A 22791-nucleotide genomic window follows, 5' to 3' on the forward strand; every position below is an offset into this window, starting at 1 on the left:
GCAATCGGCGGTTCGCCGCAGCGCAAGTGCCCGGCAGGTCAGGTCCAGCCGTAGCGCACCAGGTGGAAGAAGATTGGCGCGGCGAAGCAGACCGAGTCGAGCCGGTCGAGCATGCCGCCGTGGCCTTCGATCATGTGCCCCCAGTCCTTGACGCCACGGTCGCGCTTGATCGCCGACATCACCAGTCCGCCGAAAAAACCCAGCAGATTCAGCAGCAACGCCATCAGGGCCGCCTGCCACCAGGCGAACGGGGTGATCCAGAACAGCGCCGCGCCGATCAGCGTTGCGAGGAAGATCCCGCCGACGAAGCCTTCAACGGTCTTGGACGGCGACAGGCGCGGCGCGATCTTGCGCTTGCCGGCCAGCTTGCCGCACACGTACTGCAGCACATCGGAAAGCTGCACGACGATAATCAGCCAGGCGATCAGCAGCAGGTTGCGACCTTCGTAGCCAGCGATCTCCAGGGTGAGCAGGGCGGGGACGTGGGAAACGCAGAAGACTGCGATCATCAGCCCCCATTGCACCTTGGATGCGCGTTCGAGAAAGCGCGTGGTGTCGCCACCCAGCGATGCCAGGATGGGCAGAAGCAGGAAGACGTAGACCGGAATAAAGATGGCGAACAGGCCGTACCAGCCGACACCCACCAGTAGATATTGCAGCGGTAGCACCAGATAGAACGCCGCGACCAAGGCCGGATAGTCGCTGCTGCGCGTCGGTGTCAGCGTCATGAATTCGCGCAATGCGAAGAAGGACACCAGATAGAAAAGGATCACCACCGCGGTGTGGCCGAGCCAGAAGGCGATGCCGATCAGCGCAACCATCACCCACCAGGCATTGATGCGCGCGTTGAGGTTGTCGATCACCGGACTCTCGCCGCCGCTGCGACGCTTGAGGACGAAACCGATCAGCGAGGCCAGGGCGAGCAGGGCGCCGATACCGGCGAACAGCAGCAGGGTATTGCGATCCATGTCAGTCTTCCTTCGGGGCCAGTTCTAGCAAAGCAAGGCGAGCGCGCTGCAGAAACGCGTCCTTGTCTTCGTCGTTCTCGATACTCATTGGCGCGCCAAAGCTCACGCTGCACAGCAGAGGCAACGGCAGGCTGCGACCTTTGGGCATTACCCTATTGAGATTGGCGATCCATACCGGCACCAACTCCACGTCCGGGCACGCGAGGCCCAGGCGGTACAGCCCGCTCTTGAACGGCAACAGCCCCTCTTCCAGATTGCGTGTGCCCTCGGGGAAGAGGATCAGCGAATCGCCGCCAGCCAAGGCGTCGAGCATCGGTTGCAGCGGATTCGACTCCGGGCCGCTGCGCTCGCGATCCACCAGCACACCCTTGAACAGACCGTGAATGACGAAGCGACGCAGCGCACTGCTCTGCCAGTAATCGGCGCCCGCTACGGGTCGAGTTCTGCGCCGCAGATCGGGCGGCAGCGATGCCCAGAGCAGCACAAAATCACCATGGCTGCTGTGATTGGCGAAATAGATCCGTTGCGTGCCGATCGGTGCACAACCGATCCAGAGGCTGCGAGTGCCGGTCAGCAGGCGCGCTACGGAAGTGATCGCAAAAGCGAGCAAGGAGCCGAGCATGGATGTTGTTCCTTGTTTTCTGACGAGAGGGCGGTGGCGCTGGCCTGGTGGCCGGTTTCGGTGCTGGGGTTATTCGGATGGTGCAGCTGCGCTTTCCGCCAGGCCTTGCCTGACTCGGTTGCTCAGCGTGACGACCGACAACCCGGCGATCAGCAGCAACAAGCCGTTGATCCAGACGGCTGGCAGCAGGCCCAGGGCGACGCCGGTAGCCAGCACGCCGAAGGCGAAGGCCCTGTCGCTCTTGCCCATCGGGCCGTCGTAACGGCGTGAGGCGCCCACCATCGGACCGAGCACGCCGGCGTACTCGGTCAGCGCCGCTAGTACCACCACCAACACCACGGCGGCAGGCCAGACGCCGGCCACCAGTGCGAGCGGCAGATAGAGCGCCGCATCGGCGGCCACGTCGCAGAGTTCGTTGAGATAGGCACCAAGCTTCGATTGTTGGCCGTATTCCCGCGCCAGCATGCCGTCGATGGCGTTCAGTGCCATGCGCAGCAGCATCCACAGTGGGATCAGCAGGAAGGTCCAGAGATTCTCGACAAGCAGCGCGACTGTTGCGGCAACTGCCAGCGACACGACCAGCGCTGTCAGCGTGACCTGATTGGCCGTGATGCCGCGCTCATAGAGACGCTGAACCAGCGGACGCAACAGCGCCTGGAAGCGGGGTTTGAGTTGATAGATGGAAGGCATGCATCGATTCCTTTCGATGATGGGGGGAATAGCGCGTTTCGGCTACCGTCAGCGCGCATCCTGTGCGCCCGGCACTTTGGGGTAAAGCCCCTGCGGTCGCAAGCTGCACTGGAAAATTTGCGAGGTGTTGAACGCTTTCGCGCTGCGCCGATGCCGGCAAATCACCTAGAACGCAAAAGGCAGCGCGCTGGATGGATGCTGGCGCGCCATGAGCAGCCGATGAAATTCGCCGGGATCTTTCACCTGCACGTCCGTCTTGCCTTCGTGACGCTGCGCCGCGATCAGCCGCGACAGCCAGAAGCGCACGCAGGCCACCCTCAGCATCGGCTGCCAGAGCTCGGCTTCGGCCGGTGTGAAGCGGCGCAGCGCGGAGTAGGCCGCCAGCAGGGGTTCGCTGCGCTCGCCGTCGATCTCGCCATTGGGGTGCGAGCACCAATCGTTCACGGCAATGGCCAGGTCGTAGAGCATCGGCCCGGAGCAGGCGTTGTAGAAGTCGATCACCCCGGTCAGATGGCTGCCTTCGAACAGCACGTTGTCGCGGAACAGATCGGCATGCAGATTGGCGCGAGGCAGGGCGAGGAGCTTCGGCCGCAGCTCGGCGATCTCTGCCAGACCATCGCGCAGCAGCGGCAGCTGGTCCTCGGACAGGCTCAGCGCCAGGCTCGGCCCCTGCTCCTGCATCCAGTCCAGGCCACGGTCGCTGGCGCGTTCGAGGATGTGTTCGCGGGTGGCCAGATGCAGACGGGCCAGCAGCCGGCCGACTTCGGCGCAATGGTGCGGGTTGGGCTCGACCACGTGCTTGCCGGGCAGTCGCGGCTGCAGCAGCGCGGGCTTCTCCGCCAGTTCGCGCAGCGCTTCGCCATCCGCGCTGCGCAGCGCGTAGGGCACCGGCAAGCCGGCGCGATGCAGCACGTCGAGCAGCTCGATGAAGAACGGTAGATCCTGCTTCGGCCCGCGCTCGATCAGCGTCAGGACGTATTCGCCCTGTTCGAGGCTGACGAAGAAATTGCTGTTCTCGCTGCCTGCGACGATGCCCTGAAAATCGCGCAGCCGGCCGAGCCGGTATGGCGCCAGAAAGGCTTCCAGTTCATCGCGTTGCAGGGGCGTGAATACCGACATGCTGTCCTCCCGGTGACTAATGGCTTACCAGCTGAAGATCTTCCAGGAAGGGATCAGCATGTCCGGCTGATCGGAGCGCACGAAGTTGCCGTCGTTGCCGTCTGCGCGCACCAGGAAGTAAGGCTTGCCGCGCTTGGGTGTGACCTTCACGGCATAGAGGAAGCCGTTGACGCGGTATTCCTCGACGGTGCGATCGCCTTCCTGACGGATGGTTACGTCGGGCTCGCCGTCGACCGACTCCTGGGCAAAACCGGCTAGGGGAGCGCTCGCCAGCAGGCTGGCCAGCATCAGGTGTTTGAGAGCGCGCATGGTAACCTTGTCCCTTTGTCGATAAGTGGTCCTTGGCATTCTAGCTCCGGGCCCGCCGAAAAGGTTGATTCCGCTCATGAGCCAAGCTCCCCTCATCCTGGTGGACGGTTCGTCCTACCTCTATCGCGCCTTTCATGCTCTGCCTCCTTTGACCACCTCCACCGGCAAGCCGACCGGCGCGGTCAAAGGCGTGCTGAACATGTTGCTCAGCCTGCGCCGGCAATATCCGGACAGCCCGTTCGCGGTGGTTTTCGATGCCAAGGGTCCGACCTTTCGCGATGCGCTGTTCGAAAACTACAAGTCCCATCGTCCGCCGATGCCGGATGACCTGCGTTCCCAGGTCGAGCCGCTGCATGCCAGCGTCCGCGCCCTTGGTATGCCGCTGCTGTGCGTGGAAGGTGTCGAGGCTGACGACGTCATCGGCACCCTGGCCCGGCAGTGTGCGGCGATGGGCCGTGACGTGGTGATCTCCACCGGCGACAAGGACATGGCGCAGCTGGTTTGCCCCCACGTCACGCTCGTCAACACCATGACCGGCAGCGTCTATGACATCGAAGGCGTGAAGAACAAGTTCGGCGTTGGCCCTGAGCTGATCATCGACTTCCTCGCGCTGATGGGCGACAAGGTCGACAACATTCCCGGTGTACCCGGCGTCGGTGAAAAGACCGCCTGCGGCCTGCTCAACGGCATCCCCGGCGGGCTCAAGGGGCTCTACGAGCACCTCGATCAGGTCGCCGGGCTACCGATCCGCGGCGCCAAGTCACTGGGCGCCAAGCTGGAGGAGCATCGCGACGCCGCCTTCATGTCTTACGAGCTGGCGACGATCAAGATCGACGTGCCGCTGGATGTCGAGGTCGGTGACCTGATGCCCGGCGAGCCGCACCGCGAAGCGTTGATCGCGCTGTACCGCGAGCTGGAATTCAAGAACTGGCTGGACGACCTGCTGCGCGAAGCCAAGGCGGCAGGCGAGAACTGCGAGGTTCAACCCGAAGGCTGCTCGGTTCAAGCCGAGGCCAAGTACACCACTATCCTTGAGCAAGCCGAATTCGATGTGTGGCTCGAGCGCCTGAAGGCCGCTGAGTGCTTCGCCTTCGACACGGAAACCACCAGTCTTGACGCGCAGAAGGCGCAACTGGTCGGCGTGTCCTTTGCCATCGAGGCCGCAGAGGCTGCGTACGTGCCGCTCGGCCACAGCTATATGGGCGTACCGCAACAGCTCGATCGCGATGCTGTGCTCGCCGCACTCAAGCCGCTGCTGGAAGATCCGGGCAAGATCAAGATCTGCCAGCACGGCAAGTACGACATGAACGTGCTGATACACTACGGCATCGAGATGCGCGGCATGACGTTCGACACCATGCTTGAATCCTATGTGCTCGACGCCACCGCTACGCGCCACGACATGGATAGCCTGGCGCTGAAATATCTCGGCCGTGGCACCATCCGTTTCGAGGACATCGCCGGCAAGGGCGCCAAGCAGCTTACCTTCGACCAGATCGCCATCGAACAGGCCGGCCCCTACGCAGCCGAGGACGCCGACGTGACCCTGCGCCTGCACCAGACCCTGCTCGGCAAGCTGGAGCAAACGCCGTCGCTGCTCAAGGTGTTGACCGAGATCGAGATGCCGCTGGTGCCGGTGCTGGCGCGCATCGAACGCAACGGCGCCTTGGTCGATGCCAATCTGCTTGGCCTGCAGAGCGTCGAAATTGGCAACAAGCTCGTCGAACTCGAGCGTGAAGCTTTTGAGATAGCTGGTGAGGAATTCAACCTAGGGTCGCCCAAGCAGCTCGGCACCATCCTTTATGAAAAGCTCGGTTGTCCGGTGCTGTCCAAGACCGCCGGTGGCCAGCCTTCCACGGCCGAGAACGTGCTGGCCGACCTGGCCGAGCAGAACTACCCCTTGCCCAAGGTGATCATGCAGCACCGCTCCTTGAGCAAGCTCAAGGGCACCTACACCGACAAGCTGCCGCAGCAGATCAACCCGCGCACTGGGCGCATTCACACCAGCTACCACCAGGCGGTGACCGCTACCGGCCGGCTGTCTTCCTCAGACCCGAACCTGCAGAACATCCCGATCCGCACTGCCGAGGGGCGACGGATCCGCCAGGCCTTCGTTGCGGCGCCAGGGTACAAACTGCTGGCGGCTGACTACTCGCAGATCGAGCTGCGCATCATGGCTCACCTGGCGCAGGATGCCGGCTTGCTGCACGCCTTCCAGAACGACCTGGACGTGCACCGCGCCACCGCCGCCGAAGTCTTCGGCGTGCCGCTGGAGCAGGTCAGCAATGACCAGCGACGCAGCGCCAAGGCGATCAACTTCGGCCTGATCTATGGCATGAGCGCCTTCGGCCTGGCCAAGCAGATCGACGTCGGTCGCAAGGAAGCGCAGGAATACATCGACCGCTATTTCGCCCGCTACCCGGGCGTGCTCGCCTACATGGAACGCACGCGTACCCAGGCGGCGGAGCAGGGCTATGTCGAGACGCTGTTCGGCCGTCGGCTGTATCTGCCGGAGATCAATTCGAAGAACGGCGCCATGCGCAAGGGCGCCGAGCGCACCGCGATCAACGCGCCGATGCAGGGCACTGCGGCGGACATCATCAAGCGCGCCATGATCGCCGTGGACGGCTGGCTCCAGCAGAGCGGGCTGGATGCGCGCGTCATTCTGCAGGTGCACGACGAATTGGTACTGGAAGTGCGCGAAGACCTGGTGGCGCGGGTGCGCGAGCAGGTCTGCCCGCTGATGAGCCAGGCCGCGACGCTGGATGTACCACTGCTGGTGGAAGCGGGTGTCGGCAACAACTGGGACGAAGCACACTGACCCAACTGCCGAAAAATGTCGTTAGCCGACAAATTTTTTTGAACGCGTTGAACTTCCATTGCAACTCTTCGGTCAGAGCATGCGAAGGGTGTAAAAGCCCTTCGATGCTCCTTGTTGTGTTAAGTGTTGGCAGATCTCTGGACCCCGCCCTAGCGGTCCGGATTTGGACCTCGAACTTCCCCCTCCCCCAATGAAGTTCGAGGTTTTTTTTGCCTTCAGGAAAGTGGTATGACGCCGCGCCAACGGCAATGGTCTGCGCAGTTTCTTGCACAGGCGATCTGTGGATAAAGTTGTGGGTAAGTTGTTTACACTGTGGCCAGCCGGGCTTCGGGCGCTGTTGCGCAACTTGTTGCCACGACTGCGCCAGAACTTGCGCAGCTTTCTGTGCTGGGCATCACTTCTGCTATTTGCGCCGTGTGTTGTACATTACATATCTTATTGATAATTAAGTATTTTTTTATTATTGGCATAGCGTTTGTTGTTATGAAATGGCCATTCGGCACTCATTTCAGACAAGGAGAGCACCCATGCCAACACCCGCGTATCTGTCCCTCGAAGGCACCAAGCAAGGCCTGATCACTGCCGGTACTTTCACCGAGGATTCGGTTGGCAACATCTTCCAGGAAGGTCATGAGGACCAGATCCTGGTGCAGGCCTTCCAGCATCAGGTCATCATCCCGCGTGACCCGCAGTCCGGTCAGCCGACAGGCCAGCGCGTACACAAGCCGCTGATGATCACCAAGGTGTTCGACAAGTCGTCGCCGCTGATCTTCAATGCCCTGACTTCCGGCGAGCGCCTGAACAAGTGCCGTCTGGAGTGGTACCGCACCTCCTCGACCGGCACGCAGGAGCACTACTACACCATCGAACTGGAAGATGCGGTGATCGTCGACGTGCAGTCGCGCATGCCTAACTGCCAGGATCCGAACATGTCCCATTTCACCCATCTGGAAGACGTGTACTTCACCTACCGCAAGATCGTCTGGACCCACGAAGTTTCCGGCACCTCCGGCTCCGACGACTGGCGTACCCCGATCGCCGGCTGATTCGGCGCGGTCTGCTTCGGCCAGGCATCGCCTGGCCGAACGCTTTTTGCGAAGCACTGGGCAAAACGCCGTACTGCCGATCTGGAATGCGGAAAAAGCGCATTCCAGAGCGGCCGGCCGTGTGTTACACGGGGCTCCGCAAGCGCCCATGCGCCGATACATGGACTGAACAGGAGGAACATGGATGTTCGCCCCAGCCAACCAGGCCCACTTCACGCTTTCCCTCGAAGGCATTGAGCGTGATTTCAAGGTGCTCGAATTCCGGGGCCGCGAGGCCATCAGCCAACCCTATCGCTTCGACCTGGAACTGGTCAGCGAGCGCCCCGACCTGGATTTGGAAAGCCTGCTGCATCGACCGGCTTTCCTCGCCTTCGCGCCGGATGGCAGCGGTATTCATGGGCTGGTGCATCAGGCCGCCCAGGGTGAGTCCGGCAAGCGCCTGACCCGCTATCGACTGACGCTCGTGCCGCAGCTGGCCTACCTCGCCCATCGCACGAACCAGCGAATCTTCCAGCACCTGACGGTTGAGAAGATCATCAGCCTAGTGCTGGAAGAGCACGGTATCCAGGCCGATGCCTACCGCTTCCAGCTCGGCCCGGTGATCTATCCGCCGCGCGAATATTGCGTGCAGTACGACGAAACCGACCTGCACTTCATCCAGCGCCTGTGTGAGGAAGAGGGCATCCACTATCACTTCCAGCACAGCACTGCCGGCCATGTGCTGGTGTTCGGCGACGACCAGACCGTCTTCCCCAAGCTTGCCGCCACGGCCTATCAGCAGGACAGCGGCCTGGTCGCCGACCAGCCGGTAATCAAACGCTTCGGCCTGCGCCTGGAGACCCGCACCAGCCGCGTCACCCGCCGCGACTACGACTTCGAGAAGCCGCGCCTGACCATGGAGGCCGCTTTCCATAGCGACTTCCAGCCCGATCTCGAAGACTACGACTACCCCGGCCGCTTCACCACCGAGCGCGCCCGCGGCAAACACCTGTCGCAGCGCGCCCTGGAGCGCCACCGCCATGATTACGAACTGGCCGAAGGCGAAAGCGACCAGCCACGACTGGCGAGCGGGCACTTCCTCCCGCTCGGCGAACACCCCCGCAGCGACTGGAACCAGCTCTGGCTGCTCACCGAAGTGCTGCATGAAGGCAAGCAGCCGCAGGTGTTGGAGGAGTCGACTACCAATGCCCCAGTTCAACTGGGACTGGCCCCCTCTCCCCTATGGGGAGAGGGCTGGGGTGAGGGGGCTCGTGCCAGCTCCCACTTCCATCAGGGCTACCGCAACCGTTTCACCGCCACCCCCTGGGACATCCCCTTCCGCCCGGCTCTGAACCATCCGAAGCCGAAGGTGCTCGGCAGCCAGACCGCCGTGGTCACCGGCCCCGCCGGCGAAGAAATCCACTGCGATGAATACGGACGAATACGCGTTCAATTTCACTGGGACCGCGAAGCCCAGGCCGATGACAAGACCAGCTGCTGGCTGCGCGTCAGCTCCAGCTGGGCGGGTGACCGCAATGGCGGCATCGCCATCCCGCGGGTCGGCATGGAAGTGCTGGTGACCTTCCTCGAAGGCGATCCCGATCAACCGCTGGTGACCGGCTGCCTGTACCACAAGGAGCATCAGGTCCCCTACGACCTGCCGGCCAACAAGACCCGCACGGTGTTCAAGACCCTGAGCAGCCCGGGTGGTGGTGGCTACAACGAACTGCGCATCGAAGACCGCAAGGGTGCCGAACAGATCTACCTCCACGCCCAGCGCGACTGGGACGAGAACATCGAGCACGACCAGAAGATCCGCGTCGGCCACGAGCGCCACGACACGGTGGAAGCCAACAGCTACAGCGAGTTCCGCGCCGAAGAACACCGCACCACCCACGCCGACCGCAAGACCGAAGTCCGCGCCAATGACCACCTCACCGTGGGCAACAGCCAGCACCTGAAAATCGGCACCGGCCAGTTCATCGAGGCGGGCAATGAAATCCACCTTTCCAGCGGCCTCAAGGTCGTGCTCGAAGCCGGCAGCGAGCTGACCTTCAAGGCTGGCGGCAGCTTTATCAAGCTCGATGCCAGCGGCATCACCATGGTCGGGCCTTTGATCAGGATGAACTCGGGTGGAAGTTCGGGAAAGGGATTGGGCGCGGCGCCGATATTGCCGGGGAAGGTGAAGGCGGCGGATGCGGATAAGGCTGGGCAGTTGTTGATTCAGGCGCAGAAACAGGCGTTGCAACAGGCGGCGCGCACTGCCCTACCGGTCTGTGAAGTTTGTCAGCAGCTAGAGGCTAAGATATGACGGCCCTATCGCAGCTGAATAGCTATTTGCTACTCGACGGCGCGCAGATCGATGGACTGGCCGCCAAAATTTATGTCTTGGAAGAATCGCCCTCGCTGCATCTGCTCTACCAGCAAAGCGTCTATGAGGCGCTGGCCGAAGTTGGCCCGCTGCTGGTAGCGGTACGGCCGCACAGCGAGCTTGCGCAGGTATTCCAGCAGGAGTGGCAAGCAACGGCCGGCATTTGGCTGGAGTCCGATGCGAGCGAACACGATCTGGTCGAGCACCTGCGCAGCCTGATTCATGTGCGCCTGGATGGTGATCAAACGACCCTGTTCCGTTTCCACGACCCACGCATCATGGTTTTATGGCTGGGCCCGCTGAAAGCCGACGAACGCGATCCATTGATGGGACCAGTGCAGCGTATTCGCCTACCAGCAGATTCTGGCGCGGAACTGGCGCTACTACGCGAGAACAAGCCGCAGACATTTGCGTGCTATGCCGACACGCCCTGGCTGCGCCTTTCCCAGGCGCAACTGGAACAGTTAAACCAGGCCAAGCACGCCTGCTTCGATCAGCGTCTGCTGGCCCATCTGCAACGCTTTTATCCCGAATCGCTGCAAGGCATGGACGCCGCCGCTCAGCAGCAATTCGCCGTCCTGTGCTGGCAAAGCGCGGCGCGCTACGGCTACAGCGCCGCCGATGAGGTTACCCGTTGGGCCGGCTTGCTGGTCGAGCTGGGCAATGATTTCCCCCAGGCTCCTGAACACCACAGGTATCGACAACTGCTGGAGCAGCGCGGCGCGCTCCCTGCTCAACGCCTGGACAACCTCATCACCGAGTTGCAGTGCCAGTTGCTGCGCATCGACAAGGAGTCAGTCGCATGACCGCCCGAGCTCAAGATCGAATGTTACGCCTGGCCCAAGCCGACCAAGCCGCGAAGCAGGACTTCGAAAAGGACGACCTGTCCAGTGCCGTGGCCAGCTGCCCGGCGCGCCAGGCCGAGGTTTTTATTGCTCCCGTCCGCTATGCTCTGGCCGAACAAGCAGCCGCGCATAAATGCTGCAAACCAGCGGGCAGAACCCAAAGCCATCCCATGGCTCTGCGCCGCTTGCGCCCCGGTTACCTTTATCTATGGCACGACCAAGGGCCACTGCGGCGCTTTGCCGTGGCCGCCGACGGCCAGTTGCTGGAGCAGGGGGTGGATGACGCCGCCAGCGACGTGGCCAACGGCAGCATCGCTGGCATCGCACTAAACAAGCAACACGACGCACTGTTGCTTTATACCGAAATCCCTTTGACCGCTGCCGTCCACCAGCGCCTAGCGGGCGAGGCGGGCGAGCGCCGCGCCCGCATGCGCCGCATCCGCCTGACTCAAATCGCGCGCACCTTGGAGGCCGACCATTGCCCGGCCTTGGATGGTGCCGACCAGGTCATGGCCGAACTGATGCCCGAGATTCGCGAGCGGGCCCTGTCCCACGACTACGCGCAGAACGGCGACGCCTACCGCGAGGGTGTGGATGCCCTCGGCAAGCAGATGATGGACGAACCTACCCCCGAGCGCATTCAGACGTACGTCCATGCCCGTACCTGGCTGAGCGAGCGCGAACAGGCCGCCGCCCGCCAGCCAGAGGCCGCCGAACGCGCGCCCGGCGAATGGAGCGCGCAACCATGGGATGTGCCGGCCACAGATACCTGGCTCAATCAGGTGCGCAGCCAGGCTGGCGCTTTGCATGGGGTGTTCGCCAGCCTGGACGACGATCTTGGTGTGCTACGCGACCTCAATCACGAGCAGGAGCGACTGGAGGCAGGCCACGAAGAGTGGATCGCCGACAATAACTTGCGCCAAACGGTGGGCAGTTTTATCCATAGCCTTATTCGCGAGGATGGCAGCGAGGTTGCCAACATCATCAATTACCGCTACCGCGAGGAGGATATTCAGCTGACACATGAGCAAGGCGAAACCCTGCTCGCGAGTCAGCGGCGCTTGCAGGAGTTGTTTCAGGAAGAGACGCGCATCAACCATGAGCGCGGCCGCCAGTACTCACATCAGCAGGCTGATGCACTGCTGGTCAACGTGCATGCCGAGGTTGCCGCCACCACCGCGCCGGTACGCCAGTTCATTCCTGCCCATCTGCATACCGAGGTGGAGCGGGTGGTACGTGAATACCGCACGGAAAAAACCAGCAACCTTGCGGGCGGCCGGGCCAGCGCCAAGGTCTCTGAATATATTGACCTGGAACGCATGGATGAATGGCTTGAACAAGAAGCCCCTGAGCACTATCGCCAAGTCAATGAACGGCATGCTGTGCTCTACACTGATCGTGCGGTTTACCTGCCACGCCATGCCGCCGGCACCTGGTTTGTCGAATACGATAATCCCAGCCATTTGCAGTGGCTCGACGACCTGGCAGCTGCCTGCTTGAGCGGCCAGTGTATTAAAGCGCAAGGCGCTGAACAGTTTGCCGGCTTTGTGCGGGCCTCTGACCAGGGCGTATTCCGCCTGATCTTCCAGGCCTGGAGCCCGTCCCTTGAGGCGGCGCTGAATAACACCAACCGCTTCAATGAACTGATTGCAGCCCTGAGCCTGGAGAACCTGGGGGAAACCCGCGCGGCCCTGGCCGGCCAGACGCTCGACGAACGCGCCCTGCGCGCTATCGAGCGCCTGGCCGGCGATATTGAAGGTGCCTGGGCCACGACCGTCGCCCGCCTGGGCGGTGCGCTGGTATTGCTTAAGCACAACACGCAATTGGCTACGCATTTGGTCGGGCTGCTGCTGGTGACCCGCTTTGGTCAGGACTCGCGCCTGGTGCGCGCCGTGGAAAATGGCGTGGAAGTCTGGCGTTTGATGGGGGCGAAAGCCGAAGCCTTGAGTAAGTGGGCCAGCAACACTGCACAGGCCATTCGTAGCGGACGGGTTGCCGGTATTGTCCAATCCCCGGCGATCACCAACAGTGGCGGCATCCTGCCGCTGGCAGCCTTGCTGCTCAATGCCCTGAATGCCGAAACCTATATTAGGCAGGCCGGTGTGCTCGAAGGCGAAGATGACCAGCGTCGAGCCGATAGATTGTCCGCCACGTTGTTTACGGCGGCGGCTCTGGCGGCAGTGGTGCAGAACTGGGTAATTGTGGGGAAGGGGGTGCAGGAACTTACCCTGGCGAAGCGAACTCTTTCCTTCACTGCTCCAACCCTGACTTTATTTGGGGGCTTGGTCGGGGGCTTGTCATTCGGCGCCGCTGTTTTTGAGCTTCAATCGCTTAAACAACAGATTGAAAATGCCCAAGACCGTATCGACCCTTGGTTGGAAATTCGCCAACTCGCGGTCACAGGGCAGGTTGCGGTCTATGGCGCACAGACTTTGCTTGGCTTAAGTCTAACCGGTATGCGCCTGGCCAATAAAATCGACACCCCCACCGCCATTCGCCGCTTCCGTCTGGGTATGGGGCCACTTAATTTGCTGTTGCTGGGCCTGGGCGGCCTCTATCTGTATGCCTGGCTACGCCAGGCCACACCCCTGCAAAATTACCTGGCCGGCTGCTGCTGGTCCCGTGGCCGTGCCTACAAGCAGGAAAGCATCGCCCCCGCCACCCAGGTGACCGAGTTCGAGCAACTGCTGGCGCTCCTGTATCAACCCCAGCTCAGCATGAAAGTTGACGAGGTGCGTATCCCCACCAACGTGGGCGATACCCTGACCCAGAACGCCATCAGCTCGTTGACCATCGACCTGCCGGGGGCTGAGCCCAGCTCCGTGCAAGTGGAGCTGGCGCTGATTGGCAATAATACCCCGACCAGTGCCAGGATATTTGGCGGTGGTACACAGGGCGAATCCACCGACCAGGGGGCGGATTGGTTGAATGGATGCCAGTGCACGTGGATACCCGTCAGCGAAGGCCAGGGACTACGCCTTAGCGGCCCCTTCGGCCGACCAGTGACGCGCCTGTCCCTGCGCCTGCGCTACCATAGCCCAGTCGCCTTGCTGGCCGGCATGGAGAATGTCATTGGCGGTCCTCGCGGGCTGGCGTATACCCTCGGCCCCAACGGGCTATTAACCGAAGGTGAGGTGATCACCCTGCGCGCCAGCGACCCCACTCCGGAACTGGATCGCGCCACACCCTATCGCCTGGATGGCACCGGCTACCTGCAACCCAAGGATTCCGCATGACATCGCCCGCCGGCAGCAGCCGTAAAGGCCTGCTCTCACAAGACGATTACCTGGCCCCGCCGCATATCCCTACCGGCCAACCGCCCAAGGATGTGCTCAATACCATCTGGCGCAAGAACGATGTCTTTCTGGATATCGGGGACTACAGCATCGGCTCGGCGGTGATGGTGATATGGCCTGTGTTGCTTCTTGCCATACTATTGATCTGGGCTGACTCGGGAGGGCCAGCGACATCTATGTTGGCATGGGGTTTTGGAATAATCGTGGGTATTCCCGCCCTGATCGTTCTCCACAGCCTGACCCAACCAGTGCCTTTGCCCGTGCGCTTTAACCGCCAACGCCGCGAAGTCTGCGTACCGCGTGACGATGGCACTTATTGGATAGTGCCTTGGGAGCAGGTCACGGCTGCTGCCACTTCAGTTTCATCAATAGGCCAACACGGTAAAGCGACGCAAGGCCTGCTGGTAGTTGGCTTTACCAACCCAGACCCAAATGCAAAAAAAGAAGACCGTGATTTCAGCCTGGGTTTTAGTTGTGGCGGCGGCATTACGGCTATGTGCCTATGGGAGTGCATGCGCAGTTATATGGAGGTCGGGCCAGAAGCTGTGCCGAAATGCAACTTCGAGGGCGAGCAGACCGGGAAAGGTCTACTTGGCTGGTTTTTTAGCCTCATTGGTGATGCTGTCCGGTCAATCTTGAAAGGGGATTTCAAGTCCGCGTTTAAAGATCTATTTTTCACTTTCTTCCTTGGTGCGCCACTTGGTTTTTACTTACAAGAACGGAAGCTCGTACCCCCTCCTGACCTTACTGCCCCTGAAGTCGTCGAATGGTCCAAACCCTTGCCTCCCGAGCAATGGGCCAGACGCTCACCTGAGCTGGAACAAGCAATCGCCGAGCGCGAGGCAACACTGGCCGTGGAGCAAATCGCCGCATGACTCAGCCCGTCGGCAGCAGCCGTAAAGGTTTGCTCTCACAAGACGACTATCTTGCCCCGCCACATATCCCCACCGGCCAGCCGCCTAAGGATGTGCTCAACATTATCTGGCGTAAGAACGATGTCTTTCTGGATATAGGAGGTACAGCTTTGGTTCGTCGGCTATGGTGATTTGGCCATAATTAATGCTGGCAGTTCCGATTCTTTTGAATACAGATGCTTTGGTGGCCGAAACTTGGGGCTGACGATAATTTTTTCCATCATGCTTGGCATCCCGATTCTTATCGTTCTCCATAGTCTGACCCAGTCAGTGATAAAAAGAACTCAGTAGCACCTAATTACACACCAGCCAATCATTAAAGTAATTACGATGATCCTTTCAAACCATAAATCACTTCGAATTCCCAGGCGATTTCCTATATTGGCGATCGTCGTCTTGCTTACGGCATGTGGCCAGGACGAAGCATCCGAGCAGCCGTTCCCACGTCCGTCGGTCTCCGTAGAGAAAGAAGTCCCTTTCATTCCCGAGGTTGGCGAGCAGCAGCGCTACCAGATTTCATCGATCACCAGCCGTAGCGTTACCGCGCGTCCTGTGATGAGCAACTCTTCCCGCCCACCCAGCCATCTGGAGTTCGAACTGAACTTTGAGGTGCTAGTGTCCGACGGGGGTCAGATCGAGCTTGAGGGCCGCATACCTTACATAGTTGTTCGTGAGCGACTGGCGTCCCTGCTATTCACGATCGACACGCGCAACGCCAACACTGAAATGGATGACATGCATGAGGGCGAGTTCGCCGTGATTCATCCAGGGCTTAAGGATCCTGAGCATTCGCTTAATCAAAGCTGGAAGCTGTTAAAAGCCATCACCGAGAGACCGTTCCGAGTACGCCTTGACGCCAATGGTGGCTTTCAACAGTTGCAAGCGTACGAACTGGATGTCGAAGACCTGCAAGGACTCAATACTCTGGAGCCAGAGAAGCTTGCCCAATTGCTGTGCCTTGCTTTCCCGCCGCGCACGCCGCAGCTGGCTAGATCTGATACCCGGTGGGCGGCTATATGTGCCGATCAGCCTACGGTCTTTTCCATAGACAAGATCAGTGATCAGGGCATTACGTATGGCTTACAGATGAGCTATCCGAGAGATGAGTCCAGCAATCAACTGACCTACCGGGGCGTCCTGAATAAATGGCTGGAAATGGGGAAGTTGCAGCTAACGCAGACCAAGAGCAGCAAGAGCTACCACAAAAGTGTAGGAGACATTATTTTCACTAGCCGTGTTGATTCGGAGGTGCATCTAATGCGGTTGCAGTGAAGCCCTACAAGGTCGACAGGCTAATGCTGTCTGTCGGCCTGTTGTTCTACCCGTCTAGCTGGACACAGGAGTCCTCCACCTACGACGTCGCCGAGCAAAACTCTCCATCGCTCGCCACAGAGCGGCTGCCCGCTGATCGGTCGCGGTAACGGTCAGGCCGGTAAATGAGTTACTGGCTAAGTAATAACTATCTGCCAGTGGGCGCTAAATGTCGCAGCTCGATAGAGCGAGGTTGCGGCGATGGAACACTCTCACGGCAACTCCAACCCACCCCCAGCCTTGTGCAACCCACGCAGATGCTCGCCGATCTGGGCCAGGTTCAATTCGATCGCTTCGAGCTCCTTCCGCCGCTCATCCCCCAACAGCACCCGGACTTCCTGATCCAGCTCTTCGCTCAGTTGATTCAGGCGCAGTTGGCGTTGTTCGCTCTCGCGTTCCAGGCGGGTCCATTCGTTGGGCTGCGGCAGGCCGTAGCCTGGGCCGTCGAGCAGTTCGGCCGGGCGGCTGAGGTAACCGCTGTTGGCGAGGATCTCCTGCAAGGCGCCGTCGGCCTTGTTCAGTGTGGCGTCGCGGCCGCGGCCGCCGAGGTAGCGGTTTTTCAGTTCATCCTGGGCGAGGAGTAGCTGGCGGCGCAGGGCCGCCTGTTCGACCAGCAGCAGGGCGGCGGTAGCACGTAGGTCCGCGCGATCAATCCATTGCTGACGGTCGGCGGCGTCGAGTTCGAGCCATTGTTCGACGCTGTCCTGCGGCAGGCCAAGGCGTTCCTTGAGGATGGTGAACATGGCCTGGTAGCGGTCCCGGTAGGAGTCGAATCGATAGCCGAGACGCAGCGCCTCACGGGTATCGTCGAGCACTCCGGCGTCGGCCAGGCCACGGTGAATAAGAACTTCAAGCAGCCCATTAGGCATGATGCTGTCCAGTGCGACCAGCTCGTCGCGGGTCGTTCCGCTGCGTAGCAGCTTTAGGGTTTCCACCGCGCAGTTGTTGGACAGGAAGTAGTAGTCGCCATCGTAGCTCCAGTGCAGTTCGGCACTGCGCTCGACCAGCTGGCGAATCTCGTCGCGCTGCAGCTTCAGCGGCACCGAGGCCAGGCTGCGCAACTCCACCTTGGTGTATTCGTCGATTACCTGGCCCAGGGGCAGGATGAACAGGCGAGAGGGATAGACCCCGGTAAGGCCGTCCCAGCTGGACAGCTGAACGTCGTCGACGAAGGCACGGAAGGACAGCACTAGGTGATGATCCAGATCCAGTCGGCAATCGGGACCTGGCTCGCGACCGGGGGCGCAGATCACCAGGCGCAGCATGCTGTGGCCCCAGCGGCTGACCCAGGCATCGTTGGCTTCGGCAAACAGGTAGTCGACCTCATAGACCCGCGCGGGATCGAGGCTCAGCAGCGGCGTGCGGCCGAACTCGCGACCGGCGTTCAGAAACGGATAGTCGTCGGCGCAATCGGCAGCGTTTTCTGGTGCCCAACTGAAGTGGTCGCGCAGGTAGCGTTGCAGGGAGGGGCGGCGACAGGCGTAGCTGGGGTCGAGCAGGAAATACTCGAGGTTAACGGCTACGAATTCCAGCGGGCTGGTTAGCTCGTACGGGTCGGGACTGCGTACCAGTTGAGCGTTGTCGTGTTCACGCAGGCCGCGCTTGCCGACCCTTTGCGGCCAGCCGGCCAGATCGAGCAGGCGGGGGTCATCACTGAGGGTGAAGCGCCGGCCGGTCTGCCCCCGGCAGTGGTCGGGCAGGCCGATCAGCCCTAGGTTGCCGGCACGCTGGCGGCATTGGCCCTGTAGCAGGTGCTGCTCGGGCGACCATAGGCGGGCGCGGTCGTATAGATGCGCTACTTCGTGAACGACCGTGGCGAGTAGCTCGCGGCGTACCGTACCGTGGGGACGATTGGTCTTCTCGCTGGCAGCGCTGCCGTCGGTAAGTGCCGGTAGCAGGCGCCGATTGAGCTGAAGGCGATTGCCGCCGGCGCGGCCATAGGCCTGCTCCGGCAGATCATCGCGCCACTGCACTCGAACTTCGCGGTCGAGGCTCTGCACCAGGCGCGGCGGCAGTGCGGCCATGGCTTCGTCCAGCAGCGCCTGGCTGGCTGCGCGTTGCTCGGCGTCCAGCGTGCGTGAATCGAGGGCCAGTCGCAGCTCGCCATGAGCTGCGATGCTGGCCAGGCTCAGGCAGCTCGCCAGCAGCCAGGCGCCGAGGCGGGTCACAGCGCGAGGATGGCTTCGGCCAGTTGCAGGTCGCTGGCGCCACGCGCTGCGGGGAATTCGCTGCGCAGCGTGCCAATCGCTGCCTCCAGATGGGCTCCGCGGATTTCGCCAGCACTGGCGACGAAGCTGGCGGCGTCTTCACGGGCTCCGACGACGACTTTCATGTCGCTGATGCGGCTCGTCACGTCGGAGGTGAAGTTGATGCTGCGGTCCAGGGCACGTACGACGATGTTGCTGGTGGCGACCAAGGTTTGCGCCTGGGCAGTGCCCGCGATGACGGCCAACGCCAGCGGGGCGGCGAGCAATAGCTTGTACATGGATGAATCTCTCATGGGTCGGGGCACTGGCAAGCCGGTGCGGTTATTGGACGAGGATCGCTTCGGCCAGCTCCAGATCGCTGGTGGCGAGCTCCGGATGCTCCTGGCGCAGGCGTGACATGGCTGCCTGCAAACGTGCAGCGACGAATTGCCCCCCGCTGGCGACGAAACCGGCGGCATCGTCGCGGGCTTCGGCGATCAGCTTGTTGTCGAAGGGGGCGCTGGTCAGCTGGCTACTGACATAGCTGCTCTGCACGACACTAGCGATAGTGACATCGATGGCATGAGCCTGGGTGGCGGTGCAAGCGAGAACCAGAAGTGCAGTAGAAAACGAACGCATGCTGAACCTGTTGCCGAGAAAAACGGCGCCAAGGCTAGCGAAACGCCCGCTGCAGAGCCAGCGTCCGGTTGCATCCGCAGGTTTCGACAGCGCTCTCGCGCTGTCGCATGTATCAGAGGGCGAGGATGGCCTGGGCCAACTGCAGATCGCTTGCGCCCAGCTGCGGCTGCTCGCTGCGAATGTGCCGCAGTGCCGCCTCGAGATGAGCACCGCGCAGATCGCCTTGGCTAGCGACGAAGCGGGCGGCATCGTCGCGGGCATCGAGCACCAGCTTGTCGTCGCGCAGGGACGAGGTCAGGTCCGACGTGGCATCCACGGTATTGATCAGGCCGCCGACCACCATATCGGTGGTGGCGGTGAAGCTGGCAGCGGAGACGCCGCCGCTAAGCAGAACACCGGCAGCGAAGAGGGGGAGCAGGATTCGGGGCATGGCAGATCTCCAGTAGTGAGCTACTAGACCGCGTCGCGGGAATGGCGTTCCCGATGCTGCGGCCATGCAGCACGCAGCATAGGCCCGAATCGTAGGCGATGGAGGTCGCCTCAGCGCCAGAACGGCTTGTTCAGCTCCGCCGCGCGTTCGCTGTGGCTGATGCCGACATCGGCAAGCTGGCGATCATCGAGCAGCGCCAACTGCTGGCGGGTGCGGATGTTGCGGCGCCAGTGTTGCAGCACTTGCAAGGATCGCAGCATTTGCTGCCAGCGGTGTCTGGCGCGGGTGACAACGTAAGGGCGGGGTAGCGTGCGGTCCATGGTACGCGTTCCTTCCCGGTGTAACCGGGGGCGGGTTATGGCTACACAGGATCGCGTGTGCAGCCAGAGCGAAACAGTCACAGGGATTCCCGATTGTGTCGGTACAGTCGATCTATCAGCGCAACTGTATCGGTTGCGTGTGCGCCAACTGTTGTGCCGCTGCGTCTATCGGCTTGTAGCGCGTGCCAGAGCACCCGGTGTGGTGCCGAATTGTTGGCCGAAAGCGGCAATGAAGGCCGAGGTGGATTCGTAACCGCACGCCAGCGCGACGTCGGTAACCGGCTCGCCCTGCTCCAGCAGGGGAAGGGCGCTGAGCAGGCGCAGGCGCTGACGCCAGGCGCGGAAGCTGAGACCAGTGTCGCGTTGAAATTGGCGGGTCAGGGTCTTCTCGGAAACCTGTAGGCGTTCGCTCCATTGCACCAGGCTGAGTGAAAGATCGGGTTGCTCATAGAGCGCCTCGCAGACCTGGCGAAGACGGGCGTCGCTGGGCCAGGGCAGGGAATAGCCGATCGCTGGCGCTGCGCGCAGCTGATCGAGCAGCACCGCGGCCAGTCGGCCGTCGGCACCCTGCTCGTCGTACTCCACCGGCAGCGCATCAAAGGCGCGGATCAGCTCGCGCAGCAATGGGCTGACGGCCAGCACCTGGCAATGGGAGGGCGCCCACGCCACGGCGCGATAGTCGATGTACAGGCTGCGCATCTCGGTGTGCGGCGAGCTGATTACCTCATGGAGCAAACCCGGGGGGATCAGAATGGCGCGTTGCGGCGGAGCTAGGAAGCGCCCGCGGTCGGTGTGCACCCGCAGCACGCCGTTGATGGCGTAGGACAGCTGCGCCCAGGGGTGGCTGTGCCTTGGGGTGGTGGTCCGCTCGGGCAGGGATTCGCTGCGAGCGAACACTGGGCGTGGCAGCGCTTGCATTGCGGGAATGCTGCGTCGCGCAAGACCGTTTTGTCCTTTTCGCGACATTTGTCTGGCCAATGGCGTTAGTCGGTTATTCGAGTCGACAGTAGACTCGCTGGCAACTTGCCGCAAGCCACGCAATCAGGAGCGCATATGACCAGACCTCGCCTGCTACCGGACAACTTCACACTCGCGCTGCTGGGCGCTGTAGCCATCGCCACGCTGCTGCCAGCGCGTGGGCAGGGCGTGGTGGTGTTCGAGTGGATCACCAATTTGGCGATCGCCCTGCTGTTCTTCATGCACGGCGCCAAGCTCTCGGGCAGCGCGATCCTGGCCGGCATGGGGCATTGGCGTCTGCATCTCCTGGTTTTCGGCTGCACCTTCGTGCTGTTTCCGCTGCTCGGGCTGGCGCTGCGCCCGCTGCTGACGCCGATGATCGGCCCAGAGCTGTACCTGGGCATGCTCTACCTCTGCGCATTGCCGGCGACGGTACAGTCGGCCATCGCCTTCACGTCCCTGGCGCGCGGCAATATTCCCGCTGCGGTGTGCAGTGCGGCGGCTTCAAGCCTGATCGGCATCTTCCTCACGCCGTTGCTGGTGCTGCTGCTGATGGGCGCGCAGGGCGAGGGTGGCTCGACGCTAGACGCCATTGGCAAGATCGTCGTGCAGCTGCTGCTGCCGTTCGTTGCTGGGCAGATCGCGCGGCGCTGGATCGGCGACTGGGTGGCGCGCAACAAGGGCTGGCTGAAGAACGTCGACCAGAGTTCGATTCTGCTGGTGGTCTACACCGCGTTCAGCCATGCGGTGGTCGAGGGTATCTGGCATGAGGTACCACTGCCACAATTGCTCGGCCTGGTACTGGCCTGCTGTCTGCTGCTGGCGTTGGTACTGTTCATCACCTGGCTGATCGCGCGCTGGCTGGGCTTCGATCTGGAAGACCGCATCACCATCCTCTTCGCTGGCTCGAAGAAAAGCCTGGCCACAGGGATTCCCATGGCGCAGGTGCTGTTCGCCGGTGGTGCATTGGGGACGTTGATCCTGCCGCTGATGCTGTTCCACCAGATTCAGTTGATGGTCTGCGCGGTGCTTGCGCAGCGCTATGCGTCGCGACCAGAAACAACCCCGGTCGCAAAAGCGGGCTGACTTGAAGCCAATCAGCGACGGATTCGTGACTGCAGCGCAAAGATCATTTGCCCGTTACGGTCTGGGAGCGGTGTGCACGGGTGGCTAAGCTGCGCGCCATTCTGTTGCTGAGGTGTTCCATGAACAAGATTCTGCTACTTAACGGCGGCAAGGCCTTCGCGCATTCTGCCGGTCGCTACAACGCCACCTTGCACCAGGCCGCCATCGAAGCCCTGACGGCGGCAGGTTTCGAGGTGCGCACCACCGAGATCGATGCCGGCTACGACGTGCAGCAGGAGGTCGAGAAGATCCTCTGGGCCGATGCGCTGATCTATCAGATGCCCGGCTGGTGGATGGGCGCACCCTGGACGGTGAAGAAATACCTCGACGAGGTGTTCACCGCCGGCCACGGCAGTCTCTACGCCAACGATGGCCGCACCCGCTCCGACGCGTCGCAGAAGTACGGCAGCGGCGGCCTGCTGCAAGACAAACGCTACATGCTTTCCGCGACGTGGAACGCGCCGCAGCAGGCCTTCGACGACCCCAGCGATTTCTTTGCCGGCAAGGGCGTGGATGCGGTCTACCTTCCGTTCCACAAGGCCCATGAGTTTCTCGGCATGCAGGGCCTGCCGACCTTCCTCTGTGTCGACGTGATGAAGCGGCCGCAGGTCGAGGCGGATGTCGAGCGCTATCGCCGGCACCTGGGTGAGGTGTTCGCCTTTGCGGTATGACGCTTTGCTTCAGCTGTCCGAAGGCTGACTCCGTGCCTGGAGTTGCCTGCCGATGTGGAAAGTTCTGCGATTAGGCCCAGGCCAAGGCGACCGGCATTGGCGGGCTGAAGCCCACCCTACGTAAAGAAAAAACCCCTCGCGGCACGGGCCGGGAGGGGTTTTTCGTTTCAGC

At 61.8% G+C, this 22791-nt stretch carries 20 protein-coding genes and 1 pseudogene; 10 read left to right on the forward strand and 11 right to left on the reverse strand.

Annotated features, from left to right (window positions below):
* Nucleotides 1-38 precede the first annotated feature (38 nt).
* From AAEZ08_RS07890 to AAEZ08_RS07910, 5 genes are all read right to left on the reverse strand, one after another.
* Entirely contained in the window at nt 39-968 is a 930-nt protein-coding gene (locus AAEZ08_RS07890) for a phosphatidate cytidylyltransferase (RefSeq protein ID WP_003284181.1), read from the reverse strand.
* Nucleotide 969: 1 nt separating this feature from the next.
* Entirely contained in the window at nt 970-1590 is a 621-nt protein-coding gene (locus AAEZ08_RS07895; RefSeq protein WP_003284180.1) for a lysophospholipid acyltransferase family protein, read from the reverse strand.
* Between the two features lie 69 nt (nt 1591-1659).
* Nucleotides 1660-2280, reverse strand: coding sequence for a CDP-alcohol phosphatidyltransferase family protein (locus tag AAEZ08_RS07900; protein WP_058063339.1), 621 nt, complete (start codon nt 2278-2280; stop codon nt 1660-1662).
* Between the two features lie 165 nt (nt 2281-2445).
* The gene (locus AAEZ08_RS07905; protein WP_058063340.1) at nt 2446-3399 is read right to left on the reverse strand and encodes a homoserine kinase; all 954 of its coding nucleotides are present in this window, start codon (nt 3397-3399) and stop codon (nt 2446-2448) included.
* Between the two features lie 24 nt (nt 3400-3423).
* The gene (locus tag AAEZ08_RS07910; RefSeq protein ID WP_003284176.1) at nt 3424-3708 is read right to left on the reverse strand and encodes a DUF2782 domain-containing protein; all 285 of its coding nucleotides are present in this window, start codon (nt 3706-3708) and stop codon (nt 3424-3426) included.
* Nucleotides 3709-3784: 76 nt separating this feature from the next.
* On the opposite strand from AAEZ08_RS07910, the gene polA reads away from it, so the two are divergent.
* The 8 genes and pseudogenes from polA to AAEZ08_RS07950 all read left to right on the forward strand — a co-directional run bounded on the left by polA (nt 3785) and on the right by AAEZ08_RS07950 (nt 16252).
* Nucleotides 3785-6529 (forward strand): DNA polymerase I, encoded by a 2745-nt coding sequence (gene polA, locus AAEZ08_RS07915; protein ID WP_500124024.1) that lies wholly within the window; start codon nt 3785-3787, stop codon nt 6527-6529.
* Between the two features lie 527 nt (nt 6530-7056).
* On the forward strand, nt 7057-7575 hold the full coding sequence (locus tag AAEZ08_RS07920; protein WP_003284174.1) for an Hcp family type VI secretion system effector: 519 nt from the start codon (nt 7057-7059) through the stop codon (nt 7573-7575).
* Nucleotides 7576-7759: 184 nt separating this feature from the next.
* Nucleotides 7760-9865, forward strand: a complete 2106-nt coding sequence (locus tag AAEZ08_RS07925) for a type VI secretion system Vgr family protein (RefSeq protein ID WP_500124025.1) — start codon at nt 7760-7762, stop codon at nt 9863-9865.
* Nucleotides 9862-10731, forward strand: coding sequence for a DUF4123 domain-containing protein (locus AAEZ08_RS07930; RefSeq protein ID WP_500124026.1), 870 nt, complete (start codon nt 9862-9864; stop codon nt 10729-10731). Before AAEZ08_RS07925 ends, AAEZ08_RS07930 begins: the two co-directional genes overlap by 4 nt.
* Nucleotides 10728-14006, forward strand: coding sequence for a toxin VasX (locus tag AAEZ08_RS07935; RefSeq protein WP_500124027.1), 3279 nt, complete (start codon nt 10728-10730; stop codon nt 14004-14006). The genes AAEZ08_RS07930 and AAEZ08_RS07935 overlap by 4 nt, the downstream gene beginning before the upstream one ends.
* Nucleotides 14003-14941 (forward strand): hypothetical protein, encoded by a 939-nt coding sequence (locus tag AAEZ08_RS07940; RefSeq protein WP_500124028.1) that lies wholly within the window; start codon nt 14003-14005, stop codon nt 14939-14941. Before AAEZ08_RS07935 ends, AAEZ08_RS07940 begins: the two co-directional genes overlap by 4 nt.
* Nucleotides 14938-15123 (forward strand): annotated as a pseudogene (locus AAEZ08_RS07945) (hypothetical protein); the annotation flags it as partial. The gene AAEZ08_RS07940 and the pseudogene AAEZ08_RS07945, both read left to right, overlap by 4 nt.
* Before the next feature lie 238 nt (nt 15124-15361).
* Nucleotides 15362-16252 (forward strand): hypothetical protein, encoded by an 891-nt coding sequence (locus AAEZ08_RS07950; RefSeq protein WP_500124029.1) that lies wholly within the window; start codon nt 15362-15364, stop codon nt 16250-16252.
* A gap of 251 nt (nt 16253-16503) precedes the next feature.
* On the opposite strand, the gene AAEZ08_RS07955 is transcribed toward AAEZ08_RS07950, so the two are convergent.
* The 6 genes from AAEZ08_RS07955 to AAEZ08_RS07980 form a co-directional block, all read right to left on the reverse strand.
* Nucleotides 16504-18459 (reverse strand): DUF7844 domain-containing protein, encoded by a 1956-nt coding sequence (locus tag AAEZ08_RS07955; RefSeq protein WP_500124030.1) that lies wholly within the window; start codon nt 18457-18459, stop codon nt 16504-16506.
* On the reverse strand, nt 18456-18776 hold the full coding sequence (locus AAEZ08_RS07960) for a DUF2388 domain-containing protein (protein ID WP_500124097.1): 321 nt from the start codon (nt 18774-18776) through the stop codon (nt 18456-18458). Before AAEZ08_RS07960 ends, AAEZ08_RS07955 begins: the two co-directional genes overlap by 4 nt.
* 43 nt (nt 18777-18819) lie before the next feature.
* Entirely contained in the window at nt 18820-19116 is a 297-nt protein-coding gene (locus AAEZ08_RS07965; protein WP_003284163.1) for a DUF2388 domain-containing protein, read from the reverse strand.
* Between the two features lie 112 nt (nt 19117-19228).
* Nucleotides 19229-19546, reverse strand: a complete 318-nt coding sequence (locus AAEZ08_RS07970; RefSeq protein WP_003284162.1) for a DUF2388 domain-containing protein — start codon at nt 19544-19546, stop codon at nt 19229-19231.
* Nucleotides 19547-19656: 110 nt separating this feature from the next.
* The gene (locus AAEZ08_RS07975; RefSeq protein WP_003284160.1) at nt 19657-19866 is read right to left on the reverse strand and encodes a DUF1127 domain-containing protein; all 210 of its coding nucleotides are present in this window, start codon (nt 19864-19866) and stop codon (nt 19657-19659) included.
* Nucleotides 19867-20031: 165 nt separating this feature from the next.
* Nucleotides 20032-20832: an AraC family transcriptional regulator gene (locus AAEZ08_RS07980; protein WP_500124031.1), complete on the reverse strand. Its 801-nt coding sequence runs from the start codon at nt 20830-20832 to the stop codon at nt 20032-20034.
* A gap of 87 nt (nt 20833-20919) precedes the next feature.
* Between AAEZ08_RS07980 and AAEZ08_RS07985 the strand changes: the two genes are divergently transcribed.
* Together AAEZ08_RS07985 and mdaB are read left to right on the forward strand one after the other, a co-directional pair.
* Nucleotides 20920-21909 (forward strand): bile acid:sodium symporter family protein, encoded by a 990-nt coding sequence (locus AAEZ08_RS07985; protein WP_500124032.1) that lies wholly within the window; start codon nt 20920-20922, stop codon nt 21907-21909.
* Nucleotides 21910-22028: 119 nt separating this feature from the next.
* Nucleotides 22029-22619, forward strand: coding sequence for an NADPH:quinone oxidoreductase MdaB (gene mdaB, locus AAEZ08_RS07990; protein ID WP_500124033.1), 591 nt, complete (start codon nt 22029-22031; stop codon nt 22617-22619).
* Nucleotides 22620-22791: the final 172 nt, after the last annotated feature.

The sequence above is a fragment of the Pseudomonas sp. E45-MNA-CIBAN-0222 genome (genome assembly GCF_040310405.1).
Taxonomy (GTDB): domain Bacteria; phylum Pseudomonadota; class Gammaproteobacteria; order Pseudomonadales; family Pseudomonadaceae; genus Stutzerimonas; species Stutzerimonas stutzeri_AC.